The sequence below is a fragment of the Paenibacillus sp. FSL H8-0168 genome, from assembly GCF_038592955.1.
GTDB classification, from domain to species: domain Bacteria; phylum Bacillota; class Bacilli; order Paenibacillales; family Paenibacillaceae; genus Paenibacillus; species Paenibacillus polymyxa_B.
Window position 1 is genome coordinate 5,004,537 of record NZ_CP151948.1, and the last position, 18,310, is coordinate 5,022,846.

General features: G+C 41.5%; 10 protein-coding genes and 2 pseudogenes. 1 reads left to right on the top strand and 11 read right to left on the bottom strand.

Annotated features, from left to right (window positions below):
- Positions 1-661 precede the first annotated feature (661 nt).
- Positions 662-1,550: pseudogene (locus tag MHI21_RS22115) on the bottom strand (aminotransferase class III-fold pyridoxal phosphate-dependent enzyme); the annotation flags it as partial.
- Between the two features lie 715 nt (positions 1,551-2,265).
- Positions 2,266-2,562, bottom strand: a complete 297-nt coding sequence (locus MHI21_RS22120; RefSeq protein WP_341163035.1) for a hypothetical protein — start codon at positions 2,560-2,562, stop codon at positions 2,266-2,268.
- 365 nt (positions 2,563-2,927) lie between these two features.
- On the opposite strand from MHI21_RS22120, the pseudogene MHI21_RS22125 reads away from it, so the two are divergent.
- Positions 2,928-3,098: pseudogene (locus MHI21_RS22125) on the top strand (helix-turn-helix transcriptional regulator); the annotation flags it as partial.
- A gap of 500 nt (positions 3,099-3,598) precedes the next feature.
- Here MHI21_RS22125 and MHI21_RS22130 read toward each other — a convergent pair.
- The 9 genes from MHI21_RS22130 to glmS all read right to left on the bottom strand — a co-directional run bounded on the left by MHI21_RS22130 (position 3,599) and on the right by glmS (position 17,808).
- Positions 3,599-3,835 carry a hypothetical protein gene (locus MHI21_RS22130; RefSeq protein ID WP_238808423.1) on the bottom strand — a complete coding sequence of 79 codons (237 nt, stop codon included), beginning with the start codon at positions 3,833-3,835 and terminating at the stop codon, positions 3,599-3,601.
- Between the two features lie 617 nt (positions 3,836-4,452).
- A complete protein-coding gene (locus tag MHI21_RS22135) occupies positions 4,453-5,304 on the bottom strand; it encodes a DNA adenine methylase (RefSeq protein WP_137063172.1) in 852 nt (283 codons plus the stop codon).
- Between the two features lie 54 nt (positions 5,305-5,358).
- Positions 5,359-7,101, bottom strand: a complete 1,743-nt coding sequence (locus MHI21_RS22140; RefSeq protein ID WP_342418932.1) for a hypothetical protein — start codon at positions 7,099-7,101, stop codon at positions 5,359-5,361.
- 514 nt (positions 7,102-7,615) lie between these two features.
- Positions 7,616-9,259 carry a Tn7-like element transposition protein TnsE gene (locus MHI21_RS22145; RefSeq protein ID WP_342418933.1) on the bottom strand — a complete coding sequence of 548 codons (1,644 nt, stop codon included), beginning with the start codon at positions 9,257-9,259 and terminating at the stop codon, positions 7,616-7,618.
- Positions 9,247-11,022, bottom strand: a complete 1,776-nt coding sequence (locus MHI21_RS22150) for a TnsD family Tn7-like transposition protein (RefSeq protein ID WP_342418934.1) — start codon at positions 11,020-11,022, stop codon at positions 9,247-9,249. Before MHI21_RS22150 ends, MHI21_RS22145 begins: the two co-directional genes overlap by 13 nt.
- A gap of 15 nt (positions 11,023-11,037) precedes the next feature.
- The gene (locus tag MHI21_RS22155; RefSeq protein ID WP_342418935.1) at positions 11,038-12,708 is read right to left on the bottom strand and encodes an AAA family ATPase; all 1,671 of its coding nucleotides are present in this window, start codon (positions 12,706-12,708) and stop codon (positions 11,038-11,040) included.
- Positions 12,708-14,906, bottom strand: coding sequence for a Mu transposase C-terminal domain-containing protein (locus MHI21_RS22160; protein ID WP_342418936.1), 2,199 nt, complete (start codon positions 14,904-14,906; stop codon positions 12,708-12,710). Before MHI21_RS22160 ends, MHI21_RS22155 begins: the two co-directional genes overlap by 1 nt.
- A gap of 3 nt (positions 14,907-14,909) precedes the next feature.
- Entirely contained in the window at positions 14,910-15,734 is an 825-nt protein-coding gene (locus MHI21_RS22165; protein WP_342418937.1) for a TnsA endonuclease N-terminal domain-containing protein, read from the bottom strand.
- Between the two features lie 241 nt (positions 15,735-15,975).
- On the bottom strand, positions 15,976-17,808 hold the full coding sequence (glmS, locus tag MHI21_RS22170; RefSeq protein ID WP_061832056.1) for a glutamine--fructose-6-phosphate transaminase (isomerizing): 1,833 nt from the start codon (positions 17,806-17,808) through the stop codon (positions 15,976-15,978).
- Positions 17,809-18,310: the final 502 nt, after the last annotated feature.

Sequence of the window (18,310 nt, forward strand, 5' to 3'; positions counted from 1 at the left end):
CCAGGTCACCGCTTCGCTTGCCCGGTTGATCGCATGCGGCAATCCTCTGCCTAGCAGCTGTCCCGCTCGGCTCCCATGCGTGAAAAACAACAAAGAGCATCGTTCTACGCAAGAGATGCGGCTGCTTCCGGCTCCTCTGCTTCAATATGCTTGCTGCGGACGAGCCGCCCGAAGACGGGCTTTGGTTTAACATTGGGTTCGGAATTGGATTTGGGGGTGCACAAGGGATGTTCCTCCCATCGATGTAAGGCTTGCTGTAGGATTCCGGCCGGCCAGCAGGAAGTCGGCCGTACCTCCGGATTCGGCACCGGAGCTGCCTTTGTCGAAGCCTATGTTTAAGGGATATTGATACACTCTATGTACGACTTGTATATTCCCCCGCCTGGTGTGGATAAGTAAAGATCCGGCTGTGGGGTAGTGAGCTTTTCCTGACGATTAGATGTGACGATGGTGCTGCATGAGGCTCAAAGAATGCTCCGTATGGCATGAACGGGACAGCCCTTGGATTGGCGGTGAATTCCATGCTGTCTGACGGTACCGCAGGCAGTATGGAGGGAAAATCTTCCAATGGGGTGAAAACGTTATCTTAACATCAGGGCCGCACGGCCCCCGGAAGGCACTTCCGTGCCTCTTGCCGGGGCGGCCACCGGCTTGGCCGAGCTTAGGTCGTTACCAGCAAATCCTGGGTCTCCTGAGAGATCACCTGCTGCATACTGGACTTGATAATGTCGCAGCCGGCGGCCAGATGCTCCATCGAGACGGTCAGCGGAGGCATGATCTTTAGTACGCGTTCTCCTCTGCCGGCTCTTTCAATGATGAGCCCGTTCTCGAAGCTGATCTCCGTCATCCGCCTTCGCCCCGGCTTCATCCGTGAAGCTCGAGACGTCAATGCCCCAGATCAGGCCAAGTCCGCAGAGGGCGATGGACGGATGCAGAGGCTTGATTTCTTTGTCAAGGAACGAGCGCACAAACTCTTCCTTCTGCTTCACCTGGGCTTCCAGGGCAGCTCTGTCCCGGAACTCGAGAGCGGCCTTGGCGGCCGGCTTGTCGATTCCGGAGTGCGAATCAGTCAGGATATTCTCGATATAGCCGAGCGTAACCATTTCTGCGAAAGCCCCGCTCGGGTGCGACATGAACGTAACTCCGCCCGGAGGAAGCCCCGCCCCTTCCCTCATGGACTTGGAGCTTGTCGCCGACAGACTGCCGATCGACATGCCGTGGAAGCCGCCCATGAATGCGAATATCCCGGTTCTCTTCTTCGCCTTGCGTGCGAGCTTAAGGGCCGCTTCCACCGCGTTCGTCCCCGTCGGACCGCAGACTCGAAGCTTGTAATTCAGCTTCTTCGGCTCCAGGATCCGCTCCGAGAAGCTCTTGAAGAATTCGCGCTTGGCCATTGTATACATATCCAGACCGTGCAAAATCCGGTCGGAGGTCAAGTAATCGAGAACCCGGTCCTTGATATAATCGTTGTTATGACCGTAATTCAGTGCCCCGGCACCTGCAAAAAAATCAATATATGCTCTTCCGTCCTCAGAATATAACAGGTCCCCACCTTCTGACGTCATGGATCAACATATTCTCGGATGTCATTTTCCACAATTGTCGGTCTCCGCATGCCGGCTTGCTGGGTAGCCAGTGGACTGGTCTCTCGCACACAGCTTGGGTAGGTATAAAAACCATCCAATTCTATTTTCTATCATAATTGGAAAGTTGACCTAGGTAGAATTATATCAAAATTTCCAATAATGTATAGTAAAAATTCAGTTAAATTTGGTCAACACGGTGTTAATATTTTGCCTAAAAAGAGCGAATGGAGAAGAAACGCTGGGAATGGTTTGCCATCAATCGAGGAATTCGACGCGTGTCGACATTCAGGCGGGGTGCCGGCCGATTTGGGAGATCTTCCCTGTAGACATTCTCTGCCGGTGCTCCGAATCCTTGCGCTTTGCGATAACTTAACATGATTACCTGACGAATTTCTGGAAGCCTGGCTGGAAACGTGACTGGATGTCAGCTGGATATTCTGCTGGAAAATCCGTTGGATACTCGCGTTTTGGTCGGGTGTAACGTTAATTCCAGACATTCCATTATCGTTCGAATGATCTCGTATGCCCGATCCGCATCCTTCTTGAGGATATATTGGCGCTTTACGGGTTGCGGAATGTGCAATAAATTTTATACTTTCTTCTTGTTTTACTGTAAGTAACATATCTGTAGTCATAATGATGGGAAGCTTATTCTTGGGGTCAGTTGGATGTTTAATGCCTAACTTTTGTGCAATATAGAGGCTTTATCTAGGGGTAATAAAGGAAATTGTTCGCGAATATCAATCTCTTGCTCTGACCACTCCATTTGGTAATGATGTGCCAATTCAAAGTGTTCAGACAGATAATGGTGAAGTCGACCACTTTTCCAACAAAGAATTTGAGTAACTATCCCTATTGAAGGTACATCTTGTACAGTCAACCAAGGTTTATATTCCGAAAAGTGGCCTTGACCTCTTCCTTCTTTGATTTTCCGTTGAATAGATGCTATAGAGTTACTTGATCGAATTTTGCTCATTATTCACCTTCTTTTTAGAACTACTAAATCAGAGTAAAGTTCAGTTACCTTTTTCTACTCCTAAAATATATTTTAGTTTTACTTCAAAATACAAATGTAGAATATAACAACTCACAGCTTTATACAATAGCAAAGTAATATTTTTTAGCTATATTTTACTTGGTATCCTATTCATAGGCTACTCGTAGGGTACAGTAGGGTATGAATAAGCTATAATATGGACTATAAGTAGGTATAATTAGTAAGCAGATGGGTCGGGTTAAAACCTATTTGATATTCTCAATAGAGGTGAACTCATGAATACTTTGGGACAGCGATGTAGAAATTTAAGACTACTCCATAAATGGACATAAGAGGAACTTGCTAATAAAATCGGGGTAACCAAACAGGTTGTTTCTAATTGGGAGCGAAATGTAGCACGACCTGAAATTAATCATTTAATATCTTTAGCAGAGATTTTTGATGCTACAACCGATTATTTACTTTGTATTGCTAATCAAATGACGTTCCCCTACTGTGTGGACTCAATTGATTGATACAATTCATTCCGACCTTAATAACGAGAAAATCAAAAAATCCTTTTTATCATTTCTAAATTCTGGTTTTCGAATTGAATTAAATGGGCAGGTATTAGAACAAGAAGATTTGAATCTAATCGGTAAAAATATTACCTTTTTAATGGAGCATTTTGTCTCTCCTTTAAAGAAAACATATAGTAAATAGAAAATTTTAGTACCCATTAGTTCGCTTAAAGAAGTAGCGCCTCACACCTTCTTTTACAATTTAATTAACTTTGTGTTAGCTGAAGTTTTACTTTTAGGGATAGTCTTTCAATATTTCTTTTGCAAGTTTCATTAGTTGCACACTCTGTAAATAGGTCTCTATGTTAAGACCTTATAATGATTCTTTTACCACCAATCTACATTCTTCATAATCTTCAAATTCATTTCTTATGTAAATTGATTTTAGATCAGTTGGGGTATATCTAATGCTGAGGTTCCAATCGCCTTCTTTCAAAGCTCTTTCAAACCATTTCTCACGTATGGCTCTTGAGCAAGTATAAAAAACTTGCTGAAACAGATACCGTGGGGTGTTCTCGAAACAAAGAAATAAGTTCTAATTCCTGAGCTTCAATGGCTAAATTAAAAATAGTGTTCTTTGATACAGGCGTATCTCCAAAGATTAACCACTCTATATGGGAATTGAAGTTTTCTTTAATTGCTATAATTATATCAAGAGAGGGTCTGTATTTATCTTGCTCCAGCTCACTCAACGTTCCTTGAGAAATTCCAATTATATTTGCAAACTTTATTTGATTTAAGTTGTTTGTTTTCTAATAGTTCGAATTCGTTGGCCTATTGTAGACATAATTACCCTCCTAAGCTAAAAAGATCCCGATATATTATCGGGATCTTTCTTGATGTTTGTAAAATGACTAGTTCCAGACTTTTTTTACTGGTTCCACACTTTTTTTATCACCAGACAAAAGTGTCCAAAGAAAATAAAGTATTAGACTGGAGTTGTTGATTTTACACGGTTTTTGAGTCTGAAAATCGTCAGCTTTTGAAAAATAAGTGTTAGACTGAATACAACCGTTGCTGAACATTCAGCAAAAGCTGAGAAAATAAAGTATTAGACTTTCGTTTTCTCGCCAGTACTCACGGTTGCTTAATTTCGGATATTACAATTGAAGATGCTTGTGAAATCCTTTACTCCCCCGAAGTGAACCGTAACTCAAGGATTAGCTATCGTTGAAATAATTAAAAGCCAGGCTGACTAAAAATCTTCACGAGTTGTGGCCTACCTCCCATTTTCGATCCTTGTTAAAACGGAGGGCAGGTCACAATCTTTCTTTCCCGGCTATTTTAGTTCAACTAAGTATAGTTTTGTCTATACAATTTTTAAGTATTCCCCAATATTACCTACTTCTGTTTTGTTTGAAAAGAACATAAATTCTTGTCCTTCTGTAGGTGTTGCTATAGAATAATTCAAGTAGTATTTCGTATGAAGTTGCTTTCGATAAAGCTTTTCTATTTGAGTAGCAATATCATATGTTAGAATCCAGTATCTATTCCTCATTTTCGATCGTATGGTCTTTGCCAACTCAACATGATCATCATGGGAGTAGAAATTTGTATATAAATCAGGTCCTTTATCGTAATATGGTGGATCAAAAAATGTAAGTGAATTTCGTGTTTTTTTTATCTCAGCCTCAATAAAGTCCTTTGCATCATAATTACAAACTCTTATTTGCTTCGAATAAGAAGCAATCAATCTTATTCTATTAATTATCGTTTCCTTATTAAACCTGCAGTCTAGTTTATAAGCTTTATTTTGATTCTTACCACCAATAACTCCTGCTTTTATAATTCCCGATCTATTAGTTCGGTTTAAAAAAAGTGTCGAAAATGCCAAAGACAATTCGTCAATAGTATCTTTTTGTTTTTGGAGGTCTCTTTGAATATACCATTGCTCCATATCTATAGGAGTATCCTGTATGAGTTGAATTAATAGTTCAGACCGATTGATGATAGTATTCCATAACGCGTAAATTCCTCGATCATAATCATTTATTATAATTTTTTTTACATCACGATTTATTAGTAAACGAAGAGCTACAGCAGCTCCTCCAGCAAAGGGCTCTATATAAGTTGATAAATTATTTGTTCTTACTAAATGCCTAACATAATAATATGTTTTATTTTTACCACCTGGATATCTTAAAGGAGATATACTGGCCACATGCAACCACCTCGCTGATATAGTAACAAATTTGATTCCTCTTGGCCAGCCGTTCTATGATAAATGTAAATAGTTGTGAAAAAAAACTAAAATTGGTGTAACTCTTAGATTTACCTTTTCAACCAGTTCATCATATCCTGCAGCATAGCTATCATGAGTTATCAAATTTAAGTAATCATATAACTTATCAGACTCAATTGCTCCTAGTAAATTTTTAGTATATTGAAATTTAAGCTTGTTATCTCCGTTACAAATCTGATTCAATAATGTCCTATTAGTCAATTGTTCAATTAGAAATTTCAAGTTCTGCTTTGGATTTCCATGGTTTCTAAGATTCTTGTCTTTTATCACTTTGTCTATTGATAGCTCTAATAATTGTCTCACTGATGAAGCGATCATGTATCTATAGTTTTTCGCATTATCCAAGGATTGAATTTCATTTATTAACATATTGACTGTATTGTTTATATTGATTTTCACTTCTCCCTCGGTAAATGAAGCAATTGACTTGAAAAATTCATTTTTGGGTTGATCAATTTTGATAGTTTTACTAGGTAAATATACACAGATTTCTACACTTCTCGAAATGAAAACCCCGTTATGATCTAACTTTGCCTGTATTATATAGTTCCCTGTTGGTGCGTTTCCTGAAAAGATATTCTCCCTTATATAATTCCCCTCTGAACTAAATAGAACTTTACTTTTTAAATTTTCACCATTAGAATCTGTAGCGACTTCTATTAAATCGTTCAAATCGTAATCATTATATAATTTCACATTTTTTTTAACAGATTTTAAATTCAAAAACAGATTATACGGTTGAGTATCTTTGTCTTCAGCATCACTGACATTATTAGGCATAGTATCAGTATTAGTAGTATCATTGTCAGCGCTAGTATCAATATCACTATCGAAGCCAATCTCACTAGTAGAATCGGTTTTATTTCCTGAATTCGGTTCCTTTTCTGCATCTTTGGGATCAATTAATTCAATTGGCAAAATATCAGCAAAAAAAGTACTTGTCAACTCAGCAGTGTATACATCTGCAACCGATGCATCCTCTGTAATAAAATATTCAATCATTTCACATACCTTGTTAAATTGTTCGACGTTGTCCAAATCAACTTTGACTCCACGTTCTAATCTAAATATTCTTGTCCTAATATCTGAGAAATTAAATATTCGTTCAAATGTGGTAGCATAGCCGTTGTTTTTGATATTATCATAAAGAATTTTCCTATCAGTAGCTTGTTCAAGTTTTCTGTAAATCATATTTCCAATATTTAAGGGTTTGCTAAAGAACTCAGAAGTGAATGTGTCTTTTTCATTAGAATCCCATGTGATTTGTCCAGCACCCGACTGTTCGCCAGAGTGAATTTTTATTACATGGTTTGCCATTGCCTCAGGATCTAAATAAATTTTAGCATAAAGATTCATCCTTTTTACATCAATACTGTGCTTAACTTTTTCTACATAACGGTAAGTTCTTGGATAGAGATCTTTTATAAGTTCTGCTGTATCATCTAATAATAATTTTAAGGCAGTTAATCTTCTATTTCCATCATAGACGATATATTCATTGTCTTTATGAAGTACAATAAAATCTTCAAGTACACCTCCAGTTTCTACGATATCTTGTATTATAGCTTCTATTTTTTTTGGTCCAACTCTCTTCAATTTAAAGAAAGTCAGGATTGCCTCTTCCTCGCTTGTAACAGGCTTAGGAAATCTAGGATTTGTTTTTGATAGAGTTAATTCAGTTACAAGCATCTCTCTAAAACGAGGTTTTTCATACATGCACAATCCTCCTAGCAATATGTTTTTACTCGCTAATAGAGCAAGTTAGCGTAATCTCCTTGCTGTCTAGAAATAAATCACATAGGACAAAAGAAATAGTATCATATGCCCACTGAAAATATTGTCGTTTTTTGTCGTCCTGACGAAAATATTGAAATGATCAATTTTTACAAAATGTGAAACTAACTACTCTGATTTAAGGGATTTCGTACTTTGGGACTTAGAGTGGTCAATACAAAACTTTAGTTTGTCTGCAAAATGCCCTGTCTTGTACAATATCACCCTATAGTTTAGTTTGGTGATACTCATTACGTTACATGGATTGAGTGCATATTAATCCCAATGTCCACCTTACAAAACAAATCATTCAGGAGTTTTGTAAGGTTTTATTCAAATTCTCTTATATAATTTTACCTCTGGGCATAGAATTACTGTCGTGATAGACCAGTCATCTGGTTTTGCCACTGCAACTATATAAAGACTTATCATATGTCTCTGAACATTATTACAAGTTCTACGGGCTCATATGGCGAATTATATTTTGTATTTGCGTTATTTTCCCCATAAGTTTATAAGCCCAATCATGTTTTGAATCATTTTGATAGTGCTTTAGCTTTTCAACAGTCACTCTACTGGCTTGTTCCAACATAATCTGATCCCAATGTCCACTTTTCCTAACCAATCCATCTAAGATCTGTTTTATATGCTGTTCTGTTATCATGAATTCACTTTGATCTAACGGACTTAAAATAAGTGTCGAAATCGACCAATCATCTGGTCGAGCAACCTCCAAAATATACTTAGTGAACACAGCGTTAGACACCTGAACAATAGCGCAAGTCCGTCGAACACCGTTAGGGCAAATCGAAAACCGCTTCCCGGGAGGAATGCGTACTACAGACATCCGAATAGAATACGATGTCATTTCCTTCAAAATACTGATCATCTGAAAGAAATCTTCCAGCCCGAAGGCTTCAGTAATAGGAACCATTTCTAATGTTTTGAAATCAATTGGAGGCAAATCGCCACCTACGACTGAATCTTGAACACTGACTTCCCTTGATTCTCCTGAATTCTTACCACCTCTACCTGAGCTAACGATTACATCATTTCCAGCATTCGTTTGCCTTACACTTTTCTTTCGGGTTCTCACTACGGGATAATTAATGAACTTCATGAAAGTGGGAGGAGCGTCTAGCACATCCTGATTCGTATTTTCTCTGGCATTTTCACTTTCATCATTTATTATGAAGTCATCATTCTTGGAATGAGATGTCTTTCTCAAACGTCTGTCTCCAAAGACGGATTCCTGCCGCTTTTTGGAGTGATGCCAAAATTTTATTTCATTGGCTGGATGCGTGAACCCAGAAAATCCTAAAATCTCTTTCACCAAGATCATATTTATAAATTTATCGCCGCGTACGATCAGTTCAACGGGACCAGTAGAAGGTAGCTCTACATTAAGAGGAGCTCCTTTTCTTAGCATCTTTGCAGGGTTAGTAGGGGACTCAGCTATTGCTTGGCTAAATAATACTTGGTAAACCGAATCCCACATAGCTTTCATTTTGAAGTCTAGATAAATCCACGACAAATGACGAGCATTGCTCTCTGTAGCCATTGTATTAGGAACACGAGGCCCTAAATGAAAATGAAGAATACTCTTTTCAAACTCACAATCTTCAATGAGTTGCTCCAAGCCATGTGGCTGCATCAAAGAATACGCCATTAGCTTTGAATTAATAAACATCGCTCTGACAAGCTCTACAACAGGAATACACAAAGTTATATTCCCAATGGTAAACTGAACGATTTTTTGCATACCCAACTCGGGATTCTTCCCAAAATCGATAAGGCGCTTTGGCATTTGAAATGCATTCACAACCACACCAGTATCAAGCGAGGGTATGGTGAATGTATAAGAAGATCCACTCATTGGACGAACTTGATTAAGTACACCATTCGTATAAATTTGTCCGACTCGTAATAAAGGAATTGTTCCCCAAGCACGCGTCAAGATCTTCAGTTCCCCGGATGCTCTTTTAAAAGCAATACGAATTCTCCAATCACCCTTATAATCCGTATAGGGAGATCCAAACCAAAACAATTCAACATCTTCATTCTCTAAGAAAGGCCAAGGGCGAAATTCTATTGATGCCACTGCGATGTCACCTCACCTGTGATGCTCAAAGTATGCAGTCCTTGACCGCTATAGTAATCAAGAGTCTCTGACACAGTCCACGAATAGCCAGGTCTTAATCCAGCTTTTTTTATAAGCTTCCATCGTTTGATGGGAAATTCATCTTTCATTTGTTTCGCTGCCCATTGAACTCTTCGTATCTGAAATTGATCGACCGACTCCATGTAGTTAGTTAAGATTGCTGTAGTTACAGGAAGTCGATCTTTATGCTTCTCAAGTAACGCAAGCTTCCCAATACGCTTACCGATTGAAGCAACAGTGATCCGAACTGGCTTCGCCTGACTGTCTTCAAGTAGTCTTTTACAGGCTGCTTCAACTTCCCAACTTATTTCAAGGTCGCGTGTTTTCCAATCAACTCGGATGTAACCTGTAGCAGATTTCTTCCCAGAAAGTTTTACTTTTTTAGATTTCAAACCTGATGGAGTCTTACTGTAATCCAATCCTTGCTCTACCTGATCATGTAGTGCGTACTTAATGACAGTATTCGTATCGACCCCAAGTTTTTCGGCAGTAGCCCGATATGACAAACCATTCTGCAAATGAACTTTCAGTTGATTCATCCAAACAGGACCGAAGACTTTTATACGACCAATTCTTAGACGATCCTGCAATGTCTGATCCGGTCCTCTTCTGGAGTACGAAAAGCCACACCTACACGTAAATGTGCCGACCGGTTTACCCGTATCTGTACAGCGAGTAATCTGTACCCTCTCTATAGTCGATTCTTTATAATGATCTGCAGCTTTACTCAGACAGGGCCACGGTCCTTCTCCGAAAGGGGAATACCTGATATTCCTTTGCTCTAAAAAGAGCTTAAAAGAACCAAAGAGAAAACGTATAAGCAGCAGTTGCCTTAATGGATGCCCAGCTCTTCGAGCCTTCCTTGTTGCCAAGGTCAGCCAGGAATAATCGTTCCCAATGAGTATACATCCCAGTACCTCCAGCAGTTCTTTGCCGTAATAGACAGTAAACTGTTCTGCAAGTTCACGTTGCCGAATTCGTGTAGCTGGCGTCAGCCAACCTTGCTCACTCAATTTATACAGTAGTGACTCCCTCAAGTCATACAACTCATGCGACTGCCCCATACCAATCAGTAATTGAACATCCAGAGCAATCTCTTGCAATCGTAACAGGACTTTTTCTGAAAGATCCATCAGCACCGGCTCGGATTGAAATAAACACCTCGCAATTGGCAATACCGTTAATCCATGACGATCTGCTACCGGATCAACTATTCGGTGAAGTACAACACCATGATTTGGACAGGTCATTACTCCAGTAGCCTGAAGGGTCCTATGCCAATAGGGTTCTCCATACCTCGTTATGTCCTCCTCGTAACAAATAGGACAGAATTTCAAATTACTGCTTCTATCAACCGTACTGGCCGTAATTCCTGTCAGCGTATGAATGCCAGCCCCATCTTTGCTTTTCATCATCTGCCGTAGGCGTCTACAGCGTTCCGATGGAAGGAAGGGAGCATAGAATGCAAATAACGTATGATCGTCAATCCATTGATCGGAGGATATACCAATCAACTGGCTTCCCTTGGAGAGATCCTTGATATGACTGGGAAGATCCACCGTGGGTATAACATTCTCTGTACCGAACACTTCTCTTAACGTCCATTTTGGACTGGTATTGCTCATCCGCAAGTGGTGACGTGTAATTACGCTATAAAGTAATTCATCTGGGTAGGGGAGAGGCAAACAGCTGTATTCGCTCATCCGTGTCACCTCCCCTTAGCCGATAAACTCCAACGGATTTTTAATATATCCCGCGACCTTTAATGATTCATAAGCTGCTAACTTCTGTTTCTTCCCTTGAGACACAATAACTCGCAGATCACTCGGCTCTGTTGGTAGCAACTTCGCTTTCGCTTTACTACGCTGCCGTGGCTTTGATGCAGTTGATTCATTCTGCTCATGTAGCGCGATCTTGAGCGCTTCTTTATGCACATCAACGGAATCCAATTCATCCAGATGCTTCAAGGCTACTGCCTGTGCTGCTTTCAACGCGCTGGCTTCTTCTATACCAGCTTCAATCAGCCAACCATGAATTTCGGCAATCGTCTGTTCCTTAAGATCATAGCCAAGCTCCGTCTTTATAACTTCAAGACGCTCTGCTTTTCGTCTTTCCGCTTCAATTCGATCTAGGTAATCATCTACAGATACACTGTCATAGATATCTGCAAATTTTTGAATTTGCTGCTTTTTCCCTGAACGCAAAGCCTCAAGTGCTGGCTTAATCAATGTGAATCGGTCTCTGGCAACGGATCGCACCATCTCTGGCGTAATTTGCTCAATCTCTTTGTCTAACGCACGCCACTGGGTCAGCATAAATAGCTTAATGGCGATATCTGATATGCCTTGCGATTCCTCAAACATTACAGTGATGAACTCAGGCGTCAATTCAACCTTTTTATCTGTCCACTGATACTTCCATAGTCCTTGCAGAAGCCATTCCCACTCTTCATCCTTTTGAAAAGGATGCCATGTGGCATCGCCTTGTCCGCTATTGCGCCGCGCATTCCTGAATTCTCCATTCAGGGCAGGCAACGCTTTATAGGTACCCACAAGAATGACCGGAAGACCAATCGTATTCACCAGTTGGACGAAGAAGTTCAGCATCTGCGCGGCACGATCATCCTTAGCCTCTTGCAAATTTTGAATCTCATCAATGACAAGCACCCCAAGACAATGTACGGCAGCCGCTTGAGCCATAATCGGCAATAATTCATCCGTCGTTTTTGTGGTGTTCTTTTTGTAATATTTCGTTCCGACCAAGCTATCGACAGCTAGAAGAAAGTTCAAACACAAGCCTCGAATTGAACCATCATGTGGGCAATCCATTTTTAGCCACACGATCTGATAGGGAGCAGGCATGTCTTGCCCTTTATACTTCCGATGCAAGATCACTTGCGGATACATCCGGAGGATACGCATTAGACTGCTCGATTTCCCGATTCCGGATATACCAACCAGAGCAAAACCTGCCGATGTCGGTGTGTTCACAGGATAACCGCTTGTATTCCCCCTCAGAATGAGCTCATATGCATCTTTACGGGCTCTGAAGGCATAGTTAGGGGTAAGAGGATTACGACCCACATAACCATCCCTGATCAATCTGGAGAGACTTTGTTGCAGTTCGAGATGCCTCGATAATGGTCGAAAGAAATCTCTTGAAATACGCTGCACACAATGCATTCTCAAATGGACGGGTAATTCTCGTTCAGATATTTTAAAACTCGGATTGTGTGCGAGATTTTTGGCCACCGTTTTGTCATCCCAGATAGGAGGCAAAGCCTCCAAGAGCGGATTATTCCGATAATCCTCAAGTAGAGGATCTTGATAATCGGCTTCTATAAATTGTCCTCGACTAAAATGAAACAACGGAACGTCTATCTCGTTCACTATTCATCACCTTCTTCCTGCAAATAGGCTTTAATCTTGGACAGCTTGTCCGCTGGAGGAATGTACACTTCTTTTGCTTTAGGCGGTTCGTCTTGTTTCATTGGTACGACATTATCGGCTATGAAACTCTTGTCTTCTGCTGCATGGGGTTCGTATAACTGGAAGACCTCTTGTTGCCGATTTAACTGCTTTTCTTCACTCCGATTTTTTCTGATCCCCTTGACGCGCTGGTTATTACTTTTATCACTATGACGCAACGCTTCGTCTGTCTTTTTCGTCGCTTGCTCTACAATTGCCCTAGTCTGTGCATCCAAGTCGATTTTGGATAACATGTTATTTACCTCATGATGCCTGCCTTGATAACGCTCAATTTCTAGTAGATCATCTACCTCCTCAAACCTCTTATTGAGATATCTTTCTTCTCGATCAAGCAGGGTACATACCTCAAATTGTCTTCCATTATCCAACCACAAGTAGACTTCGTTGGTTGATCGCGGGTCATAGCATACTTTTACACGCCAGGTCTTGCCGACTCTGGCTTTAACGAACCATTGTTCTCGCATCGCCAGATCGCAGCTGTAATGGACACCTTTGAACTGAATACCAGCGGATGTCACGGTCGCTTCTCCTTGAGGGAGCAGATTAAGCTTAACAATCACCTCGGGAAGCTTCTTCAAACGACCAGTCCGATTTACAATTCCCCATTGCCATAGCTCTTGTGGCACAGGTGATACATTATCGGCTACCATAAATTCATTGCGATCATACCAGAGCATATGATGGTTGTTGTTATGATAAAGAACGTACCGGATCATAATCTGAGTAAACTCTCGAAGCGTTAATTTTGCGTCAAGACGATAATCGCGCTCGCCGCGTTCTCTATAGCGTTCCTTGATCGCTCCAGGCATAAATTGAATACTTCTTAAGTTAGCAAGTCGAAATTGCTGTTCCACAATCCCTTTCCAATCCGCTCTGTAGGGCGGTGCATTCTCAACGTCCACCCCTAGAACATCTATAAGTCGAGTCGGCTTGTCGCCCTCCAATTCACCGCGATCTGCTGTGAGCTTTTGCGGCAAATGACTACTCACCCACTCGGATTCGGTTATTTCAATGCCATATTCGGCACAATACCTGACTTTATCAGCCGTTGTATTGGCTAATGCCATCATGGCACCTACCCAACTCGGACCTTCCAAGCCAATATACATGCCAGTTATATAGCGGCTAAACACATCAATGACGATATATATAATCGGGCGGCCAATAATCCATTCCCGTTGATATTCGCTTACCAAATAAACATCTGCAACAGTAGCATCAATTTGAAATCGTGACCCCGGTCCAAAGCTCTCATGAGTAGAACTTCCAAGTATCGGACGGTAATTCAACTCGTATCTCTTTTTTCCGAGCCGGCTTTTCAACGTATCCTCAAGATTCATTTCTTTCTGAAACCAGTACTTATATTGGCCGAAAGTGGGCAGCTTCTCTGGAGGAGGGAGAATAGGTACAAGAGCTTGTCCTTCTTTCCGATACCCATTTGCAAAAAACTTCTCCAGCGTTTTCTGATAGGCATGTTTTAAAGGAGATTTCTCCTTTGTGTTATAGAACAATCGAATACCCGATCTCAGCAACTGCTTAATTTCCTCATCAATATTTATGCCGACAGGCTCATTTTCAAACTTTCGAGGCCGTCCCCGTTTGACATCGGTAGGAGAGCGATCTTTGCCATAACTTCCGCAATTATTATAGTGAGGCAGCAGAGTGTTCTTCATTTTGCCGCCTTGCCAATATCTGCGCAAATAGCGGTATATCGTGCTTTTATGAACAGTTGTTCGCATCTGAACTTCGCGGATTCGAGCTCCCCTGAAACTTTTGTCGAAGCAATTCGGCTCATCCAGTACAATATCTTTGATGACATCCCATGACTTTTCACGAAGCGCTAGATGCTCTGGAGCAATATCAGTATCAACCACAGGAACACTATCGTTAACCCACTCGACCAACTTGCACATTTTAGAATCAAGACCCACCGCATATTCCGAGTAAGGCTTCATAACAGGAAAGGCCCTATCATCATCCATTGCAATACAACAGAGATATTCTTTGTTAGGAGAAATCCATAGTATTCTCTCAACCTGACACAAGTCCGACTCAGGCAACTGCCATTCGACAACCATATTTTCATAGAGTAATTGCATACCTTAGCCGCCTTTCGCCAATAAATCGTTTGTCTTAATTACACTAAACCCATTAGCATTGTTCGAAGGATTAATCTTTTCATGCATATTAACTGCCCAAATCTTCTGAGCTATAAAGTGCCTGAACATCGCTAAAGATGTCCCGGCTTCCAATCCCATTTGTTCATCGCAGGCAAGACACGCCTTTGCTATTGTTGCACCTGATAATAGCAAAGTTGCCAGCGTACGTTCTAAGCTTTGGATGCAAAATACTCCTAGCGTTTCGACATCTGCGTTGGAATACTCTTTATGAACCCACTCTACGTTGCGGATCAACGTAGATGGTAGATCCCGTTCAGTTACAATTCCCCAATCAACATGGTGCGTCTCCCAGTACACCCGCTCAATTTCAAATTTTGCAAGTATACGTTCGTTCTCCAGGTCCTTAGCTGGCTTCACAGTTCTTGCGTATTCCTTGTCCTTATATGTAATTAAAAAGTCCGTAGTCATGACGATATCCACGCCTGACTTAGGATCTTTTGGATGTTCTATACCGAGCTTGTCCGCGATTAGCTTCGTTTCTTCCAGTGGAAGAAGGGGAAATTGCTCTCGAATGTCTGTTACCTCATCGGCATAATCCAATGCATAAAAATAATCTCGCTCTAAATCGGACAGAAAGGTATGCTGCCTGCCCGTTGTCCAACCAACACCACGGGTCGATCTGCCAGTAGAAGGCACATCCTGTACTCGCAACCAAGGAAGATAGTCGGCTCCTGTTCCTTGGCCTCTACCTTCTTTGATGAATCTATCAATTTTGGCATCCGTGATTTCACGCTTACGCTTTGCCATGGTTACGCCTCCTTATAAGAAAACAGGGCTACCCGAAGGCAGCCCCGTTTGGAGTCATGATGTTAATCTGGATGTCAGTTCTGTAGACAGTAGAAGAGCTTCTAGTAGTAGTATGGCCAATTTTGTTAGTCTAATACTTTATTTTCTCAGTCTACAACTTTATTTTCTTAGTCTAATACTTTATTTTTCAGTCTAATACTTTATTTTCTTTTAACAAAAAGTCATAAAAGCAACTTAAAGCTTATTCTACAGTAACACTTTTCGCCAGGTTACGTGGTTTATCAACATCATGACCCAGTGCAAGAGAAGCGTAGTAAGCCAATAATTGGAGAGATACAACTGAAATTGCAGCAGACAGAATTGGAAGTGTCTTCGGAATGGCAAATACCTGATCCACGGACTTCAGCAACTCAACTGCGTGCTCTTCGTACGTAATCGCAAGAACATCTGCACCACGAGCCTTGACTTCCTTAATGTTGCTCACGGTTTTCTCCAACACGGATTCCTGTGTTACCAAAGCGATAACCGGAATGCCGTCTTCAATCAATGCCAGTGTACCATGCTTCAATTCACCCGCAGCATAAGCCTCGGAATGAATGTAGGAGATTTCCTTAAGCTTCAGGGAGCCTTCCTGTACTACAGCATAGTCCTGACCGCGACCAATAAAGAACAGGTGCTTGTGGCTTGCAATTTGCTCAGCATAGGCTTTGATCGCATCTGCTTTACCCAGCATCTCTTCCACTTGCTCTGGCAGGGATTCCATAGCAGCCAGCACATGAGCTACTTGCTCATCTGTTTGTGTGCCACGCACTTGAGCGAGATACAAACCAAACAGATAGAACGCAATCAACTGTGAAGAATATGCTTTAGTGGAGGCTACGGCAATTTCCGGTCCTGCCAGTGTAACCAACACATCATCTGCATCACGGGCGATGGAGCTACCGACTACGTTTGTAATCGCCAGTACATGAGCGCCATTTGCTTGTGCTTCACGCAGGGCTGCCAACGTGTCAGCAGTTTCACCGGATTGGCTCACCACGATCACCAATGTCTCTGGTGTTACGATAGGTGAACGATAACGATATTCGGAAGCCACATCATTTTCTACCGGTATACGAGCCAGACTTTCAATAACTGTACGACCAATCAAACCAGCATTGTAAGCTGTACCACACGCAACAATTTGAATGTTGCGGATATTTTTAATTTGTTCTTCTGTCAGCTTCAGCTCAGGAAGAACAACTTTTTTAGTATCTTTATCGATACGGCCCAACATTGTATCACGATAAGCCTTAGGCTGCTCGTGAATTTCTTTCAACATGAAATGCTCATAGCCGCCTTTTTCCGCTGTTACAGCATCCCATTCGACATGAATCATTTCCCGAGAAATAAATTGGCCTTCGATTGTCATTAATTCGACAGCATCACTGGTCAAAACAGCCATTTCGCCATCGTTCAAAATAAATACATTGCGTGTATATTTCAGAATAGCCGGAATGTCGGAACCGATAAAGTTCTCGCCTTCTCCCACACCAATAACCAGCGGGCTAGCTTGACGAACAGCAACCAGCTTATTAGGCTCGTGCTCTGTCAGCACACCCAGTGCAAAAGCACCGCGCATAAAGGTAATTGCTTTTTGTACTGCTTTAACGATATCCCCTTTATATTCACGCGCAACCAGATGGGAAATAATTTCCGTGTCCGTTTCGGAAATAAAGGTATGACCTTCGCTGATCAGCTGCTCCTTCAGCTCCAGATAGTTCTCAATAATTCCGTTGTGAACTACAGAGAACTTTTGGCTCTCATCCAAATGTGGATGGGAGTTTTCATCAGAAGGCTTACCGTGCGTTGCCCAACGTGTATGTCCGATACCTGCATGGCCTACCAACGGCGTACCATCCAGTTTAGCTTCCAGATTCGCCAGACGACCTTTAGCCTTGGCTACTTGCAATCCTGAATCTGTAAACACGGCAATACCCGCAGAGTCATAACCGCGATACTCCAGCTTTTTCAATCCGTCAATCAATACCTCTTGCGTATTCTGATTACCAATATATCCTACAATGCCACACATATTCGTTATCCTCCCGATCATCATTTCACAAGGCGACTCATCACAGGACTAACGTGTGCGGTAGATTGTGGAATAAAGTTCATTCATCTATGAAGTTGTCAATGATAACTATAGAATTTACAGGCATCTCTTCACGAATGTAACGAAATTCCCAAACCGCGCACGCCAATGATGATGGCCGCACATTCATGAAATGAATCTTATAATTTAGGTTATAAAATAATAAAGGCATCTACCGGTGCGTTGTGTAAACAGTTGCCTGTTCATTTTCCGCTGCCGGTTTACGGCTCGATGCTTCACCGGAAGGTCCCCGCCGAATGTTTCGAACACCTTCACCTCGTCAGCTTGTTTTGTCGTGAACCGATTTGCGAGCAACTTTATCTCAACTGAATCCGTTGCTTCTCCACCAAGTTCCCCCGCACAAAATCAAGCTCTGGCGCTTGTATTACGTTACCTTACAACCCTCGCTTTCTCTATCTGAGTCACAGCATCCCTATATTAT

What these genes read in the sequence shown, in the direction of transcription:
- MHI21_RS22160 (WP_342418936.1), bottom strand. Translation starts at nt 14,906, where the DNA reads ATGCAATTACTCTATGAAAATATGGTTGTCGAATGGCAGTTGCCTGAG.
- MHI21_RS22140 (WP_342418932.1), bottom strand. Translation starts at nt 7,101, where the DNA reads ATGTATGAAAAACCTCGTTTTAGAGAGATGCTTGTAACTGAATTAACT.
- MHI21_RS22150 (WP_342418934.1), bottom strand. Translation starts at nt 11,022, where the DNA reads ATGAGCGAATACAGCTGTTTGCCTCTCCCCTACCCAGATGAATTACTT.
- MHI21_RS22165 (WP_342418937.1), bottom strand. Translation starts at nt 15,734, where the DNA reads ATGGCAAAGCGTAAGCGTGAAATCACGGATGCCAAAATTGATAGATTC.
- MHI21_RS22120 (WP_341163035.1), bottom strand. Translation starts at nt 2,562, where the DNA reads ATGAGCAAAATTCGATCAAGTAACTCTATAGCATCTATTCAACGGAAA.
- glmS (WP_061832056.1), bottom strand. Translation starts at nt 17,808, where the DNA reads ATGTGTGGCATTGTAGGATATATTGGTAATCAGAATACGCAAGAGGTA.